The sequence below is a fragment of the Klebsiella michiganensis genome, from assembly GCA_000963575.1.
In the GTDB taxonomy this organism is placed as follows: Bacteria; Pseudomonadota; Gammaproteobacteria; order Enterobacterales; family Enterobacteriaceae; genus Cedecea; species Cedecea michiganensis_A.
The window spans coordinates 2,016,933-2,032,827 of sequence record CP011077.1 but is presented as its reverse complement, the minus strand read 5'-3'; the positions used below and the strand labels follow the sequence as shown (position 1 = coordinate 2,032,827).

Genomic DNA, 15,895 nt, shown 5'->3' with positions numbered 1-15,895 from the left:
CTCCCGTTTTGTTACCAGGTGACAGTCATCTTATGTCACTTTTTTGGCTCAGCGCACGAGATTTAAAACACCGCCAAAAGTAAATATATAGAAATTCATTATGAAAGAGTATTTATGCAATAAGAGAATGAGATGGTGAAACGGGCATAAAAAAAAGCCCCGCGGCTTTTACACGGCGGGGCTGGATGATTAGCGCATTTCGCGGTCGTCGACGTATTTACGTTTGTCCGGCGGCGGCGGGAAGTACTGGTAAAGCCAGGTTTCACTGATGGCTTTGCCCTGGCAGCGCAGGAACATGCGCATCTCGACCGGGTCGGTGGAGTCGTTGGTCGGATACCAGTCAAACAGAATGCGGTAGCCATCAAACGGTTCGACGTAGAGGATCTCTATCTGCTTCGCTTCACCGTTGGAGAGCGTAATAACCGGCTCAATCCCCTTCGGCGCGGCGGCCTTCAAATCGCCCCCGATAAAGTCAATGGCAAAACGGCGGGACCATTTTTCCGGGAAGTGTTCCCCCGGTGCCCAGCCTTCCGGGAAGCTGCCCATGCCGGTACGGGTGGCGTAAACGCGGGCCAGATCCGTCGTCACCGGCGGCAGGCCGCTCCAGTAGAGACGGTATTTAAACTCGAACTCATCCCCGGCTTTGACCGGTTTTGCCGGCTGCCAGAAGCAGACGATATTATCGAGCGTTTCACCGGTGGTCGGGATTTCCATCAGGCCTACGGTGCCTTTGCCCCATTTGTTACGCGGCTCAACCCACAGGCTCGGACGTTTGTTGTACCAGCCCATGATGTCCTGGTAGCTGGCAAAGTCGTGATCCAGCTGCAGCAGGCCAAAGCCTTTCGGGTTCTCGTCCATAAAGGCGTTGAACTGAAGTTTCTGCGGATTGTTCAGCGGGCGGCAAATCCACTCCCCGTTACCGCGCCACATGGCCAGGCGGTCGGAGTCGTGAATTTGCGGGTGAATGGTGTCGCAGGTCCGGCGTTCGTTGGTGCCGCAGGCAAACATGCTGGTCATCGGCGCGATGCCCAGTTGTTTGACGTCTTTACGGGCATAAAGGTGGTTGTCCACCTCCATCACTACGCGCTCGGCTTCGCAGCTGATAATAAATTTGTACGCGCCGGTCACGCTTGGGCTGTCGAGCAAGGCGTAAACCACGAAAGTGGTGTCGGAAGCTTTCGGCGTTTCAAACCAGAACGAGGTGAAGTCCGGGAACTCTTCCGGCGTATCGGTGAAGGTATCCACCGCGAGACCGCGCGCGGAAAGGCCGTACTGGTATGTGCTGTCTACGGCACGGAAATAGCTCGCCCCAAGGAATGAGACCACGTCACGACGCGCCAACTCCGGTGCCTTGAAAACTTTCAGGCCGGCAAAGCCGAGATCCGTCTGGCCTTCGAGCTGTTTGGTGTCTACGCCGGCATTGTTGTAGTTAAACAATTCCGGGCGGAAGTGAATTTCACGCGCCTGGTGCGTGGCGGAATCGAGCGAAAACATTCGCACGCGGCGGCGGAACCCCATGCCAACGTGGAAGAACTGCACGTCAAGCTGGCGGTTGTCGATGTTGTTCCACAGCGAATGTTCGGCGTCGTACTGGATGGCGTTGTAAGCCTGAGGCGTCAGGTTAGCAAGCGTGTTGGGAAGCGCGCGCGGCGCACCGCCCCAAGGTTTTTTCGACAGGTCGTGCGCCATACCCTGAAGTACAGCAAAATCGAAGGCGGTTGAGTGCCCGTCGGCAATGCCGGATTCGGCTGCAAAAGCGCTTCGGGAGAATAGCGTGGCAAGGGTTGGCGTGCCGCAGGCAGCGGCAAGAGCCATAGAGGCCTGGATAAAACGTCTGCGATTCATGCCTGAGAAATCGTCCTTATGTGTCGATGTGTTTCGTTCTCCCCGACGGGAAGAACAGCGGCAAGAGACTGCTACCTGTACGACCGCACACTCTAGACAAAATTCACATTGAATCCAATGGGCGGAGAAGGCGTTTGAGGGAGGAACGAAGGTTTTTTTTCAGGAAACCAGATATCACCGAAAAATTCGCCATTGTCTGGCGAAAAAATAGCTAAAGGCCCGTCAGCCTGCCTGCCGACGAGCCCTGATAAACGTTACTTCACGCTGACATCGATACCCGGGAAGAACTTCTGCGCGAGCTTGGTCACGGTGCCGTCGGCTTTTACCTTATCAATGGCCGCATCCAGCTCTTTTTTAGTGACAGCGTCACCTTTACGCAAACCAAAACCAATCCCGCTGCCGAGAATGGTGTCATCGCTCACCGGTTTGCCGATAAAGCCAAATCCTTTCCCCTGCGGCGTGCTGAGGAAGCCTGCCTGGCCCGCAGCGGACATCACCAGCGAAGCATCAATACGGCCATTCAGTAAATCAGCCCAGGCCATGTTCTGGTCTTTGTAGGAGACGACGTTCACGCCCTGTTTTTCCCAGTGCTCTTTGGCATAAGTTTCCTGAATAGAGCCCTGAAGCACGCCAATGGTTTTGCCTTTCAGCCCTTCCGCCGTGGCTTCAAGGCCGCTGCCTTCTTTACCCACCAGTTGAGACGGAATACGGTAGATTGGCTGAGTGAAATCAATGCTTTTGCGCCGCTGTTCGGTGATGTTCATTGCCGAGTTGATGGCGTCAAATTTCTTCGCCACCAGCCCCGGGATCAGCGCATCGAACGACGTTTCTACCCAGGAACATTTGAGGCTGGCGGCCTGACAAATGGCTTTCCCCAGCTCGACATCAAACCCTTCCAGCTCGCCCGCGCTATTGCGACTTTCAAACGGAGGGTATTCGGCCTCAAGGCCATAGCGCAGTTCCCCGGCCGCCAACGCAGAAAACGAAGAACACAGCCCAAGAAGCAAACTTAGCGCATAAACTTTTTTCATCATGACCCCTTTTCAGCGTGGCTTAACCCGGCACAGCGCCTGCGCGCCCGCCCGTAATGTGGCTTCATCTTTAGCAAATGAGAGCCGGATAATTTTGTTGTCGGTACCGTCGGTATAGAACGCGGAGAGCGGAATTGTCGCCACGCCATAGTCGGTGATTAACCGCTTCACCATCTCGCTGTCGGACTCATCGCTGAAGTGCCCGAAGCGGGCCAGCAGGAAGAATGAGCCACCGCCTGGCAACAGTTCAAACGGCGATTCGGCCAGTAAGGACTGCATTAAATCACGCTTACGCTGATAAAACGCCGCCAGAGAAAGATAAGTTTGCGGATCGCTCATATAGTCGGCGAACGCGTACTGCATCGGCGTATCGGCGGAGAACATCAGGAATTGGTGCACCTTGCAGATTTCATCCATCAGCGCCGCCGGCGCCAGGCAATAACCCACGCGCCAGCCGGTGACGTGGAAGGTTTTACCGAATGACGACACAATCACGCTTCGCTCGGCAAGCTGCGGATGCGTCGCCATGCCGTGATGTTTTTTGCCGTCAAACACGATGTGTTCGTACACTTCATCGGACAGGATCACAATGTCGGTATGGCGGGTTAATGCCGCCAGCATTTCCAGATCATGGGCGCTGAAGACCTGCCCGCTTGGGTTGTGCGGCGTGTTAACGATGATCATACGCGTGCGCGGCGTGATGGCGGCCCGGACTTCATCCCAGTTAACGGTGAAATCCGGCAGGCTCAGCTTGAGTGCCACAGGCCTGGCCCCCTGCAGGCGGACAATCGGCGCGTAGCTGTCGAAAGAAGGCTCAAAATAGATAACTTCATCGCCAGGGTGTACCAGGCCGCTGATAGCGGAATAAAGCCCTTCACTTGCGCTGGCGGTGATCAGAACCTCGTCTGCGGGGTCATACACGGCGCCGTAAAGATTCGCGACCTTGTCGGCGATAAGCTGCTTCAGGGATGCCAGACCGGTCATCGGGGCGTACTGGTTATGCCCTTCCTGCATGGCTTTCGTGACGCCGGCCACCAGTTTCGGATCGCTGGGAAAATTGGGGGCACCCTGAGAAAGATTTATCGCCTTGTGCTGCGCGGAAAGCTGGCCGATCACCGTAAAAATCGTGGTTCCGACGTCCGGCAATTTTGAACGTTGTTGTACCGGGGTTTGTATGGCCATAGCGGCTCCTGAACATGATGCGATTTGCATAAGTATTCAATCTTGCCCCGATTGCCACGACAATCGAATTGTTGTCATAATAGCCATGCAAAAAATGCATAGCTCAGCGGAGAGCATCATGACCCGGCGTAATTTTCCTCTTAATACTCTCGATGCTTTCCTGGTCACGGCCAGGCACCTGAATCTCACCAAAGCAGCAAAAGAACTTTGCCTGACCCAGGGAGCCGTCAGCCGTAAAATCGCCGCATTAGAACAGTGGCTGGGGTTCGCGCTTTTTGAACGCCACGCCCGCGGGTTACGCCTTACGCCACAGGGCAGCGCCCTGCTGCCCGACCTTCAGAGCGCTTTCAACACGCTGCTGGACGTGGCCGGCCGGGCCTGCCATAAGCCTGAGATTATTCGTCTTAAAGCCCCAACCTGCGCCATGCGCTGGCTGGTGCCGAAACTGATTCAGCTTGAGCAACGTATGCCGGAGATTCAGGTGGCGTTGACGACCACGGTAGAGCACGGCGTTAATTTCAAAAACGAGCCGTTTGACGCCGCCATTGTGTTTGGTCAGCAGGCCAGAAGCGGTACGCTGCTGTTTGAAGAAAGACTGACGCCGGTCATTAGCCAGGCCCTGCTGCCGCCAGAACCAGGCAACTGGGAGCGATTGACCTTTTTGCACCCGACCCGCGATCGCACCGACTGGTCATTATGGCTGTCAGATAACCCCTCCCCGCCGTGGCAAACGATGCTGAAAAATCAGCATTTTGACACAATGGATTTGGCGATCAGCGCCGCCATTCAGGGGTTTGGCATTGCAATAGCGGACGAAACGCTGGTGGCCGAGGATCTTCGTACCGGGCGGCTGGTACGGCCTTTTGCCGGTAGCGTAAAAACCGGCGCCGCTTACCGCCTGGCGGTGAAACCCGGCAGTGAAGGCGCCGCCGGGCTGGAAGCCTTTTGCAATGCGTTATTCAGTCCAGACTGACGTGGTGTTTCATCACTCGCTTAAATAACTGCATTCTCAGCCGCATAAAGCGATTTTCTACCTTAAACTGCGCCCGCAGATGAACGCCCAGCCGCAGCGTGCGGTCCCGCCCTTTGGTGCTGGCAGGCCAGCTTAGCGGCCCCGGTAACGCTTTGCTGTGCGCCCCGGCGCTGCGGGCGAAGCTAACCCAATAATCGCCAATATGCGCGGCAAATTGCAGATCCCGTTCAGTCACATATTCACTGGCCGACGGGGAAAGCTGCAGCGTGTTAAAGACATAAGCGACTTCGTTGCCGTGCCATGTCCCGTGGGCGTAAGTTTCACGCTCGGCCTCCGCCACGTAGTCAAAATAATAACGCCAGCAGGGCTGGCCGACGCGCTGCTGCGCCTGCATCACGACAAACCCCAGCGTGGTAAAGGCCATATCCCGGCATACCTGACGCCCCAGCTCAGCATCGCCTTTAACGCCGGGATACAGCAGTTTGATAAGCCCCAGCCCAAGACGCTTTTCCCGGCGCAGAAGCTCAACCTGTCCGGCGGGATCTATCCCGAAGTAGCTCAGCACGCTTGCCTCATCGCTGTTGCTGCCCACCATCAACGGCATGCGGTGCTGCCGCCCGGCAAAAAACGTGTCCAGCATCGGGTCAGGCAGAACGATATCGCCGCTGACCGGCGTCGGCCCGATATTGAGCGGGGTTTCCAGCGCCCATAGTTCACTGGCGGGAAGGGAACGCAGCGACTCCGCATTCGCATTTTTCAGCCCAAAATGTTCGGCAACCGCCACGCCGCGCTTCAAGGCTTGACGGCGATCGACATCCGGCAGCGTATAGGCGCTTTGTATAATGCCTTTGTGGAACAGGCCGCTGGCTAAAGGCGACGCCAGCAGAGACAGCACGCTGCGAGCGCCTGCTGACTCGCCAAATAGCGTAACGTTGCCGGCATCTCCGCCAAAGGCCGCGATGTTTTCTTTCACCCATCTCAGCGCAGCTATCTGATCGAGCAAGCCAAAATTATGGATTGGGCCATCAGGGTTTTCTTCGTCCAGCGCAGGGTGAGCAAAAAAGCCCAGATGCCCGAGCCGGTAATTCACCGTCACTAACACAACGCCGCGTGAGGCCAGGGCGGTGCCATCATACGGCGGCAAAGAGCCCGCGCCGATGGTGTAGCCACCTCCGTGCAGCCAGACCATGACGGGCAACGGTTTGTCTGCTCGCCGGGCGGGTGTCCAGATATTGAGGTAAAGGCAGTCTTCTGAGAACTGCCCCGGGTCGCCGCCGCCGACGGCTTTACAGTATTCCAGGCTTTGCCAGCAGGCAGGAGCGAAAGTATCCGCGACCCGAATATCTTGCCAGTTTTCAGGCGGCTGAGGCGCTCGCCAGCGCAGGTTTCCAATGGGGGGCATGGCAAAGGGAATACCGCGATACACCGCAATATCCCCCTGAAGGACGCCGCTCAGTTGACCCTGAGCGACGTTAACAACGTGTTCCATCTGCTGTTCCTTGTGACTGATATTCCAGCAGGGTAACGCGTTTACAGTAAACCGCAACGCCGTTTGCTGCGATCCTCCGCCTGTTGATAAAGGCTGAACTCATCGGCGACCGCCGCACCCAGTGCCGTTTCGAACTCACTGCGGCTGGAGTGACCGTGCTGCCGGTGGCCGCCGTCGCTGCCTAAATTTGACTGGAAGATGCCCGCCGCGCTTACCGGCAGGAAATCTTCATAGATTATAGGCTGGGCGATGAGCCAGCCGCGCTCAATCAGCAACTGCGGATCGTCCCCCGGTTTGATGGACTGCCGGTGCATGTCGCCCACCGGCGTCAGGCGGTAGCGAAAATAGGCCAGGCCCTGGCGGCGGAGCAGCGCGTCGCTGTCCGGGAAGCGGCTGAACACTTCCTGCAAATGGTGCTGATGGCTCAGGTTGTCCGTGCCGTTTCCCGCTTCAAGCAATAGCTCATCATACAGCGCGCGGCCTTTGGGCGTCAGCGCCACACCGCGTTGTTCAATCTCACCAAAACGCGCCGTGTGCGTGCCGTGGTGCTCGCCGGCAAACAAAATAGGCTCTTCAAGCGCTTTAAAACTGGTCTGGCGCAGCAAGATAGGCCGCTCACGGCGGGGTGGGCCTTCAATTATGGCTTTGGGGGAGATCCCTCGCTCTGGCATCAGCGCCTGAACCCGGTCGATGTCCAGCGTGCGCGGCGTGAGATGGTTAATATGGCAACCGCGGAAGCAAACCACGTCAGCAATCAGACGGTGTTCGTCGTGAAGCGCACGGTAGGTTTCGGCGTCAACGGTAGCATGCTGATGCCAGCGGAAGGTTTCCAGCGCTTCGGCCACGAAGGTGTTTGCCTCTGCCTCGCTGAATCCTCCCTGCCTGTCGTGGAGATCGAGCATTTTACGGCAGCCGGGAGTGAAAATGTCGCGTTTCTCGAGGATAGCGGCGGCCCGGGCTCTGAGCGCCGGGTTATCGATAAGCTCAAGACGCAATAAAGAGGTAAACACGCGGAAGGGATTACGCGCCAGCGCCTGGTCGTCAATCGGGCGAAAAGCGGTGGAATGCACCGGCACCCCGGCCTGCGAAAGGTCGTAGTATCCCACCGGATACATGCCCATTACTGCAAAAATTCGCTTAAGCACCGCGAGTTCTTCAGCCTTGCCTACGCGAATTGCGCCGTGACGCTCCACGTTTAATCTTGCCAGTTCGTCGGCGTTTTCCAGCTGCTGGTACAGTTCAGGGTCGTGCTCCAGCACGGCGAGATTTACATCCGCCACGAGTTCTAACAAGGTGCCGTACTGCGGGACTTCTTGCTGGTACATCGCCGACATAGCTTGCGAAAATTTGTCCCGAATCTCATCGGCCGTGAGGGTGTTCGCCATGATGTCATGCCTCCAGTGGATAGTGCTGAAAGCGTAGAGCCTGGTAGACCACTTATCAGGAAGAATTTCCATTTTGTGATCTGCTTTGCAGCGCCTAAAAAGTAATTTTTTCAGCACATTACATAACAATGCGTTATGAAGAATGGCCATACCCTGAATTATAAATTAACAAAAAATTAACTAAAACAGGGCATGACAAAATCTGCAGACCGCCGTCACTTTTCAGCACATTAGCCCCACCCTTGTCGAAAAAATCTTCTCTTATTTAAACCGGTTATGTACCAGATCATAGCTAAATGTTAATGATATTTTGCAATGAGGTTATCAAAATTCAACACCAAGGCTTGTCAGCGAAGCCGGTCTGTTTTTAACATCGCTTATGGAAAAAAATGGTCTCTTCAGTCAGCGCATTCGCTTGCGCCATTTACATACTTTCGTGGCCGTCGCTCAGCAGGGAACACTGGGTCGCGCGGCTGAAACTCTTAACCTGAGCCAGCCGGCGCTCTCCAAAACCCTCAATGAGCTGGAGCAACTCACCGGCACCCGCCTGTTTGAACGCGGACGGTTAGGCGCGCAGTTGACGCTCACCGGCGAGCAGTTTTTAACCCATGCGGTGAAAGTGCTTGATGCCCTGAATCATGCCGGGCAGTCTTTTGTTCGCCGGGAAGACCGGCCTTCTGATGTGGTGCGTATTGGCGCCCTGCCTACTGCTGCGCTGGGCATTTTACCGGCGGTGATCGGCGAGTTTCATAAGCAGCAGAGCGACGTCACTCTGCAGGTCGGCACCATGAATAACACCATGTTGCTGGCGGGGCTTAAGTCTGGGGAGCTTGATTTAGGGATTGGCCGCATGTCCGATCCTGAGCTGATGACGGGCCTAAACTATGAACTGCTGTTCCTCGAGTCTCTCAAGCTGGTTGTCCGCCCTAATCACCCGCTGCTGCATGAAAATATTACCCTTAGCCGGGTGATGGAGTGGCCTGCGGTGGTTTCCCCCCAGGGCACGGTGCCGCGGGACAACGCAGAGTCCTTGCTCGCCTCACAGGGATGCAAGCTACCTTCAACCTGCATCGAAACGCTTTCAGCTTCGCTCTCGCGCCAGTTGACCGTAGAGTACAACTATGTCTGGTTTGTGCCTTCCGGTGCGGTGAAGGACGATTTGCGTCAGGGCACGCTAACCGCGCTTCCTATCCCGATCCCGGGCGTCGGGGAACCTATCGGTATACTCACGCGGGTGGATACTCAGCTCTCAACGGCCGCGCAAATTTTGCTGTCGTCGATTCGTAAATCAATGCCCTCCTGAGGGCAATAGCCGCACTTTTGCAACTTCACGCTTAACGGCTTCGTTTGGCGTGTTTTTCCCACGTTTCCAGCCTGGCCTGCTCTGATTTTTTTAAAGCAACATAGCAGGCCCCGCTGCCGCCGTGGTGCGGCATCGCCACGCAAAAAGCCTGTACTTCGTCAAACTCGGCCAGCCAGCGAGCCAGGAAGCTGCGTACAATATTGGCATGGGACTTATCTTCTCGCCCTTTGCCGTGCACGATCAGCAGATTGCGCAAACCATCCTTTTTGGCCTGCATGATGTAGGCAAACAGCATCTGCCGGCAGCGCTCAACGGGCTGGCGGAGCAGATTAAGGCTTGCCTGTTGGCTATATTTCCCCAGCCGGAGCTTGTCCAGCACCCCGCTCTGCAGCCCCTCCCGCTTGTACTCCAGCGGCGTGTCCAGGGAAATGATATCCAGAAAGTCGGTGGTGAGAAAGTTGTCAAGCTGGGTGGGGTCTGGCCTTACGGCAATGTTCTCTTTCTGAGGTTTGATCCACTGGCTGTCCGCACAGTTTTTCAGCGGTTTGACATCCTCCATGGCGTCAAGAAACAGCGATTTGTCGTCAAGGTTCACGGTCAATCCTCCTGAGTTAGCTGCCGCTACTATAACCCCGCCCTGCCTGAGGCTCAACGGGGCAGGCATGGGGCTTATTCCGGGAATAATAACGAAGTCCTCATGTCACCATTTCTTTAAAAGACAAATTAATAGTTTGCAATTACGTTAAAGAAACGTAAATCAAATAACCACGTAAGAAATTATTATTCTCTTCTCAGGGAAAATAATCATCGCCGCAATCAGACAGCCCGACGCTAACTATTTCGGGTAATAGCTCAGGGATGATATTCAGTTTTTTCCTCCGCTGTCTGGCCGTTATTTTCGCTATCTTCGATTCCCCATCAGCGTATACGCGCGCGCGGATAATCCTTTTGAGGTCTGGCTGACGTCGTTGGGGGCATGTTATCTTTTCAGCCTCAAAATGAGCCGGGCATTCGCTCAGTCTCACCAAAAACGGAGTAATACCGTGCTGACAATACTGGAAGATAAGATTGACACCCCGGTTGGGCCGCTGTGGGTCCTGTGCGATGAACAGTTCCGGCTTCGGGCCGTGGAATGGGAAGAACACAGCGACCGCATGGAACAGCTGCTGAATATTCACTATGGTAAACAAGGCTTTCAACGCGTTAGCAGCCGTAATCCTGGCGGCCTTAGCGACAAGCTGCGTGACTATTTTTCCGGCGACATGGCAGCGATTGATTCTCTTCCCACCGCTACCGCCGGCACGGATTTCCAGCGCCAGGTTTGGCAGGCCCTGCGTGATATTCCCTGCGGGCAAGTGATGCACTACGGGCAGCTCGCAGAACTACTGGGCCGCGCCGGGGCCGCACGCGCGGTCGGCGCCGCGAACGGTTCGAACCCGGTGAGCATCGTGGTACCGTGCCATCGCGTCATTGGCCGGAACGGGACGATGACCGGCTACGCAGGTGGCGTGGCGCGAAAAGAATGGCTGCTGCGCCATGAAGGTTATTTATTACTGTAAAGGTGCCAAAAGTGCGGCTATTTATTCCGAAATAACGTAGCTGCATTTTAATGTTTCAGGGAATTCAACAAGATGAAGGCCATTTTTTGACTCCCTACCTTTATTATTGTCCGAGTTACGTTCTGCCAGACTTACCTGATCGCGAAAAAGATGTTAAAATTGACCAATATCAATTACGGTCCGAGCATATCTATGATCCCTGAAAAGCGTATTATTCGACGAATTCAGTCTGGCGGTTGTGCTATCCATTGCCAGGATTGCAGCATCAGTCAATTATGCATCCCCTTCACGCTTAATGAGCATGAACTCGATCAGCTTGATAATATCATCGAGCGTAAAAAGCCGATTCAAAAGGGACAAACCCTGTTTAAAGCAGGTGATGAACTGAAATCGCTGTACGCTATCCGCTCCGGCACCATCAAAAGCTACACCATTACCGAGCAAGGCGATGAGCAAATCACCGGTTTCCACCTCGCGGGCGATCTGGTTGGCTTCGACGCCATCGGCACTGGCCACCACCCGAGCTTTGCTCAGGCGCTGGAAACCTCGATGGTTTGTGAAATCCCGTTTGAAACCCTCGACGATCTGTCCGGCAAAATGCCGAGCCTGCGCCAGCAGATGATGCGCCTGATGAGCGGCGAGATTAAAGGCGACCAGGACATGATTTTGCTGCTGTCGAAAAAGAATGCCGAAGAGCGCCTGGCGGCGTTTATCTACAATCTTTCTCGCCGTTTCGCGCAGCGCGGCTTTTCGCCACGCGAGTTCCGCCTGACCATGACCCGCGGCGATATCGGTAACTACCTCGGTCTGACGGTAGAAACCATCAGCCGCCTGCTGGGGCGCTTCCAGAAAAACGGTATGCTGGCGGTGAAAGGTAAGTACATTACCATCGAGAATATCGATCTGTTATCAGACCTCGCGGGCCAGTCACGCAACGTCGCCTGATAACCGCCACCTTTGCCGGGCCGCCTTTTATCCCTTTTATTGACCCGGCAAGGGTTCTCCACCTGTTTCATTCCTTTCTTATGGGTTAATCTTACTTCACAGACTGTGGTTAAGCAGTTGTAAGGAGACCTGTATGGCAAACTACCAAAACATGCTAGTCGCGATTGACCCTAACCAGGACGATCAACCTGCCCTGCGGCGTGCTGTTTATTTGCATCAACGGATTGGCGGCAGGATCAAAGCCTTCCTGCCTATCTATGATTTTTCCTACGTAATGACCACGCTGTTGTCACCCGATGAACGCACCGCTATGCGCAAAGGGGTTATCAGCCAGCGGACGGCCTGGATTAAACAACAGGCGCATTACTACATCGAAGCCGGGATCCCTATTGATATTAAGGTGGTGTGGCATAACCGCCCGTTCGAAGCCATCATCCAGGAAGTGATCGCCGGCGGGCACGATCTGCTGCTAAAAATGGCGCACCAGCATGACAAACTGGAAGCCGTGATCTTCACCCCAACCGACTGGCATTTGCTGCGTAAATGCCCCTGCCCGGTGTGGATGGTAAAAGACCAGCCGTGGCCGGAAGGCGGTAAGGCGCTGGTGGCGGTGAATCTTGCCAGTGAAGAGCTGTACCACAACGCGCTAAATGAAAAACTGGTGCGAGAAACGCTGAAGCTGGCGGATGATGTCAACCACACCGAAGTTCACCTCATCGGCGCGTATCCGGTCACTCCAATCAATATCGCCATCGAGCTGCCTGATTTTGACCCGAGCGTTTATAACGACGCTATTCGCGGCCAGCATCTTGTTGCCATGAAGGCCCTGCGCCAGAAATACGGCATTGACGAAAAGATGACGCACGTCGAGAAAGGGCTACCGGAAGAGGTTATCCCGGATCTGGCAGAACATCTTCAGGCCGGGATTGTCGTGCTCGGTACCGTCGGGCGCACGGGACTTTCCGCGGCGTTTCTGGGGAATACCGCAGAACAGGTGATCGACCATTTACGCTGTGATTTACTGGTGATAAAACCGGACGATTACCAGACGCCGGTTGAGATGGATGACCCGGAAGACGACTGACCAGCTCCCACGCGATAACAAAAAAGCCGCCCTTTCGGGCGGCTTTTACCAGACAGCTAAGGCTTATAACGCTTTCAGAATCGCTTCGACGCTGGCTTTGGCATCGCCAAACAGCATCTGGGTATTCTCTTTAAAGAACAGTGGGTTCTGCACGCCTGCATAGCCGGTGTTCATTGAGCGTTTAAAGACAATCACGTTCTGCGCTTTCCACACTTCAAGCACCGGCATACCGGCGATTGGGCTGCGCGGATCGTCCTGAGCGGCTGGGTTCACGGTGTCGTTCGCCCCGATAACCAGGACGGTGTCGGTATCAGCGAAGTCGTCATTGATTTCGTCCATTTCCAGCACGACATCGTACGGCACTCGCGCTTCGGCCAGCAGCACGTTCATGTGGCCCGGCAAACGCCCCGCGACAGGGTGAATACCAAAACGCACTTTGACTCCGCGCGCGCGCAGTTTTTCGGTAATTTCTGCCACCGGATACTGTGCCTGGGCCACCGCCATGCCGTAGCCTGGAGTGATAATAACCGACGTGGAGTTCTTCAGCATCTCAGCGGTTTCTTCCGCGCTAATTTCACGGTGTTCACCCGCCTCTTCCGTTTCACCGGTAGAAGAACCGTCGGTGCCGAAACCACCGGCGATAACGCTGATAAACGAGCGGTTCATCGCCTTACACATGATGTACGACAGGATAGCACCGGATGAGCCTACCAGCGCCCCGGTGACAATAAGCAGGTCGTTGCTGAGCATAAAGCCCGCAGCCGCTGCCGCCCAACCGGAGTACGAGTTAAGCATCGACACCACAACGGGCATGTCGGCCCCACCGATAGACGCCACCAGATGCCAGCCAAACGCCAGCGCAATAACCGTCATCACCAGAACAGCCAGAACCTGCAGGCCAACGCTTTCTGTCCGCACGAACACCAGCAACAGCGCAAAAGAAACCACCAGCGCCGCCAGATTCAGCTTATGACGATTGGGCAGCATCAGCGGTTTAGACGAAATTTTACCGCGCAGTTTGCCGAAGGCCACGATAGACCCGGTGAAGGTGACTGCCCCGATGAAGATCCCGATGAAGACTTCCGTTAAGTGGATATTCTCCATAATAGGCTCAAGGCCCGGGCCGTGATCCAGGTAGCTATTAAAGCCAACTAGCACCGCCGCCAGGCCCACAAAGCTGTGCAGCACGGCAACCAGCTCTGGCATCTCGGTCATTTCGACCTTCTTCGCCAGGTGAATACCAATCGCCCCGCCTATCACCATTGCGATGATAATCCATACTACGTTACCGGTTTCCGGACCAAAAATGGTCGCCACCAGCGCAATCGCCATCCCCGCGATACCAAACAGGTTGCCCTGCTTTGAGGTTTCGTGTTTGGACAGGCCAGCCAGACTAAAAATAAACAGGATCGCGGCAACAATGTATGCAGCTGTAACTAATCCTCCAGACATTTGTTACCCCTTAGTTCTTCCGGAACATTTTCAGCATGCGCTGAGTGACAGTGAAACCACCAAAAATATTGATACTGGCGATCAGTACCGCAATGAAGCTCAGGAAGCTGACCCAGCCGCCGTGACCAATCTGCAGCAACGCACCCACCACAATGATCCCTGAAATGGCGTTAGTCACCGACATCAGCGGCGTATGCAAGGCATGGGAAACGTTCCACACCACGTAGTAACCCACCACGCAGGCCAGCGCAAAGACGGTAAAGTGGCCAAGGAACTCTTTTGGCGCCACGCTCGCAAACCAGCCAAACAGGATGATAGCCAGCGCCATCAGGCCGTATTTAAACCACGGAGACGTTGGTTTTTTCTCTTCGACCGGCGCCGCCGCTGGTTTTGCTGCGGCCTGAGGCTGAGCGGACACCTGAATCGGTGGCGCAGGCCAGGTCACTTCACCTTCGCGGATAACGGTCACGCCGCGCACAACCACGTCATCAAAATCGACGGTGATATTGCCGTCTTTTTCCTTGCACAACAGCTTGAGCAGATTAACGAGGTTAGTACCGTACAGCTGAGAGGACTGGGTTGGCAATCGGCCCGGCAGGTCCGTATAGCCGATGACCTTCACGCCGTTAGGCGTAACGGTGACCTGGTTTGCAACGGTGTACTCACAGTTGCCGCCGTTTTGTGCCGCAAGATCGACAATCACGCTGCCCGGCTGCATGGAGTCAACCATTTCACGGGTAATCAGCTTCGGCGCAGGCTTGCCCGGAATCAGCGCGGTGGTCACAATGATATCCACCTCTTTCGCCTGGGCCGCAAACAGCGCCATTTCGGCTTTAATAAAGGCTTCGGACATCACCTTCGCGTAGCCATCCCCGCTGCCGGCCTCTTCCTTGAAGTCCAGCTCCAGGAATTCGGCCCCCATGCTTTGCACCTGCTCTTTCACTTCCGGGCGGGTATCAAACGCACGAACAATTGCCCCGAGGCTATTGGCCGCGCCAATGGCCGCCAGGCCCGCAACGCCCGCGCCGATAACCATCACTTTGGCTGGCGGGACTTTACCCGCAGCGGTGATTTGACCGGTAAAGAAGCGGCCAAACTCATGCGCGGCTTCAACAATGGCGCGATAGCCGGCGATGTTAGCCATGGAGCTAAGCGCATCCAGAGATTGTGCACGCGAAATACGCGGTACGGAGTCCATCGCCATGACGGTAATGTTCCGCGCCGCCAGTTTTTCGAGCAGCTCAGGGTTTTGTGCCGGCCAGATAAAGCTGACCAATGTTGATCCTTCCCGGGCAAGATCAATTTCGTTTTCCAGCGGCGCATTCACTTTAAGAATAATGTCCGACTGCCAGACCTCGGCGCTGTCGGCAATGCTCGCCCCCGCGCGCTCAAACGCTTCGTCGTCAAAACTTGCCAGTTTTCCCGCATCGCTTTCAACGGCGACACTGAACCCCAGTTTAATCAGCTGCTCTACCGTTTTCGGCGTGGCGGCTACACGGGTTTCATTGGCCAACCGCTCTCTTGGTACACCAATACGCATAGTATTCCCTTCCATCTGTTTTTGATGATGGTTTGCCAGACCTTGCCATGGCCAGACGCAAGCATCCGCCCACGCATGCAGGCAGATATCTGTTCCATTACCACTTC

General features: G+C 55.3%; 13 protein-coding genes. 5 read left to right on the top strand and 8 right to left on the bottom strand.

The genetic code is table 11. From position 1 onward, the window contains the following. Positions 1-189: 189 nt before the first annotated feature. From mdoD to VW41_09625, 3 genes are all read right to left on the bottom strand, one after another. Positions 190-1,845, bottom strand: coding sequence for a glucan biosynthesis protein D (mdoD, locus tag VW41_09635; GenBank protein AJZ89280.1), 1,656 nt, complete (start codon positions 1,843-1,845; stop codon positions 190-192). Positions 1,846-2,099: 254 nt separating this feature from the next. Next, positions 2,100-2,876, bottom strand: coding sequence for an ABC transporter substrate-binding protein (locus VW41_09630; GenBank protein ID AJZ89279.1), 777 nt, complete (start codon positions 2,874-2,876; stop codon positions 2,100-2,102). Between the two features lie 12 nt (positions 2,877-2,888). Further along, positions 2,889-4,058, bottom strand: coding sequence for an aminotransferase (locus VW41_09625; GenBank protein AJZ89278.1), 1,170 nt, complete (start codon positions 4,056-4,058; stop codon positions 2,889-2,891). Between the two features lie 118 nt (positions 4,059-4,176). Here VW41_09625 and VW41_09620 point away from each other — a divergent pair, with 118 nt between their 5' ends. Further along, positions 4,177-5,031, top strand: coding sequence for a LysR family transcriptional regulator (locus VW41_09620; protein ID AJZ89277.1), 855 nt, complete (start codon positions 4,177-4,179; stop codon positions 5,029-5,031). On the opposite strand, the gene VW41_09615 is transcribed toward VW41_09620, so the two are convergent. Next, positions 5,018-6,520 (bottom strand): carboxylesterase, encoded by a 1,503-nt coding sequence (locus VW41_09615; GenBank protein AJZ89276.1) that lies wholly within the window; start codon positions 6,518-6,520, stop codon positions 5,018-5,020. The two genes, VW41_09620 and VW41_09615, sit on opposite strands and share 14 nt — an antisense overlap. Positions 6,521-6,561: 41 nt before the next feature. Next, positions 6,562-7,905 (bottom strand): hypothetical protein, encoded by a 1,344-nt coding sequence (locus VW41_09610; GenBank protein ID AJZ89275.1) that lies wholly within the window; start codon positions 7,903-7,905, stop codon positions 6,562-6,564. A 379-nt stretch (positions 7,906-8,284) separates the two neighbouring features. Between VW41_09610 and VW41_09605 the strand changes: the two genes are divergently transcribed. Continuing rightward, positions 8,285-9,208, top strand: a complete 924-nt coding sequence (locus tag VW41_09605; protein ID AJZ89274.1) for a LysR family transcriptional regulator — start codon at positions 8,285-8,287, stop codon at positions 9,206-9,208. Between the two features lie 31 nt (positions 9,209-9,239). Here VW41_09605 and VW41_09600 read toward each other — a convergent pair whose 3' ends face one another. Further along, entirely contained in the window at positions 9,240-9,803 is a 564-nt protein-coding gene (locus VW41_09600; GenBank protein AJZ89273.1) for a DNA endonuclease SmrA, read from the bottom strand. A gap of 448 nt (positions 9,804-10,251) precedes the next feature. Here VW41_09600 and VW41_09595 point away from each other — a divergent pair, with 448 nt between their 5' ends. The 3 genes from VW41_09595 (at position 10,252) to VW41_09585 (ending at position 12,796) form a co-directional block, all read left to right on the top strand. After that, positions 10,252-10,767, top strand: a complete 516-nt coding sequence (locus VW41_09595) for a cysteine methyltransferase (GenBank protein AJZ89272.1) — start codon at positions 10,252-10,254, stop codon at positions 10,765-10,767. A gap of 192 nt (positions 10,768-10,959) precedes the next feature. Continuing rightward, positions 10,960-11,712, top strand: a complete 753-nt coding sequence (locus tag VW41_09590) for a transcriptional regulator (protein ID AJZ89271.1) — start codon at positions 10,960-10,962, stop codon at positions 11,710-11,712. A 133-nt stretch (positions 11,713-11,845) separates the two neighbouring features. After that, positions 11,846-12,796, top strand: coding sequence for a universal stress protein UspE (locus tag VW41_09585; GenBank protein ID AJZ89270.1), 951 nt, complete (start codon positions 11,846-11,848; stop codon positions 12,794-12,796). A 63-nt stretch (positions 12,797-12,859) separates the two neighbouring features. Here VW41_09585 and pntB read toward each other — a convergent pair whose 3' ends face one another. Beyond that, positions 12,860-14,248: a pyridine nucleotide transhydrogenase gene (pntB, locus tag VW41_09580; GenBank protein AJZ89269.1), complete on the bottom strand. Its 1,389-nt coding sequence runs from the start codon at positions 14,246-14,248 to the stop codon at positions 12,860-12,862. 10 nt (positions 14,249-14,258) lie between these two features. Beyond that, complete coding sequence (pntA, locus tag VW41_09575) at positions 14,259-15,788, bottom strand: NAD(P) transhydrogenase subunit alpha (protein ID AJZ89268.1); 1,530 nt, start codon at positions 15,786-15,788, stop codon at positions 14,259-14,261. Positions 15,789-15,895: the final 107 nt, after the last annotated feature.

Coding starts and splice junctions, on each gene's coding strand:
- pntA (AJZ89268.1), bottom strand. CDS start 15,788: ATGCGTATTGGTGTACCAAGAGAGCGGTTGGCCAATGAAACCCGTGTA.
- VW41_09625 (AJZ89278.1), bottom strand. CDS start 4,058: ATGGCCATACAAACCCCGGTACAACAACGTTCAAAATTGCCGGACGTC.
- pntB (AJZ89269.1), bottom strand. CDS start 14,248: ATGTCTGGAGGATTAGTTACAGCTGCATACATTGTTGCCGCGATCCTG.
- mdoD (AJZ89280.1), bottom strand. CDS start 1,845: ATGAATCGCAGACGTTTTATCCAGGCCTCTATGGCTCTTGCCGCTGCC.
- VW41_09620 (AJZ89277.1), top strand. CDS start 4,177: ATGACCCGGCGTAATTTTCCTCTTAATACTCTCGATGCTTTCCTGGTC.
- VW41_09630 (AJZ89279.1), bottom strand. CDS start 2,876: ATGAAAAAAGTTTATGCGCTAAGTTTGCTTCTTGGGCTGTGTTCTTCG.
- VW41_09590 (AJZ89271.1), top strand. CDS start 10,960: ATGATCCCTGAAAAGCGTATTATTCGACGAATTCAGTCTGGCGGTTGT.
- VW41_09610 (AJZ89275.1), bottom strand. CDS start 7,905: ATGGCGAACACCCTCACGGCCGATGAGATTCGGGACAAATTTTCGCAA.
- VW41_09585 (AJZ89270.1), top strand. CDS start 11,846: ATGGCAAACTACCAAAACATGCTAGTCGCGATTGACCCTAACCAGGAC.
- VW41_09615 (AJZ89276.1), bottom strand. CDS start 6,520: ATGGAACACGTTGTTAACGTCGCTCAGGGTCAACTGAGCGGCGTCCTT.
- VW41_09605 (AJZ89274.1), top strand. CDS start 8,285: ATGGAAAAAAATGGTCTCTTCAGTCAGCGCATTCGCTTGCGCCATTTA.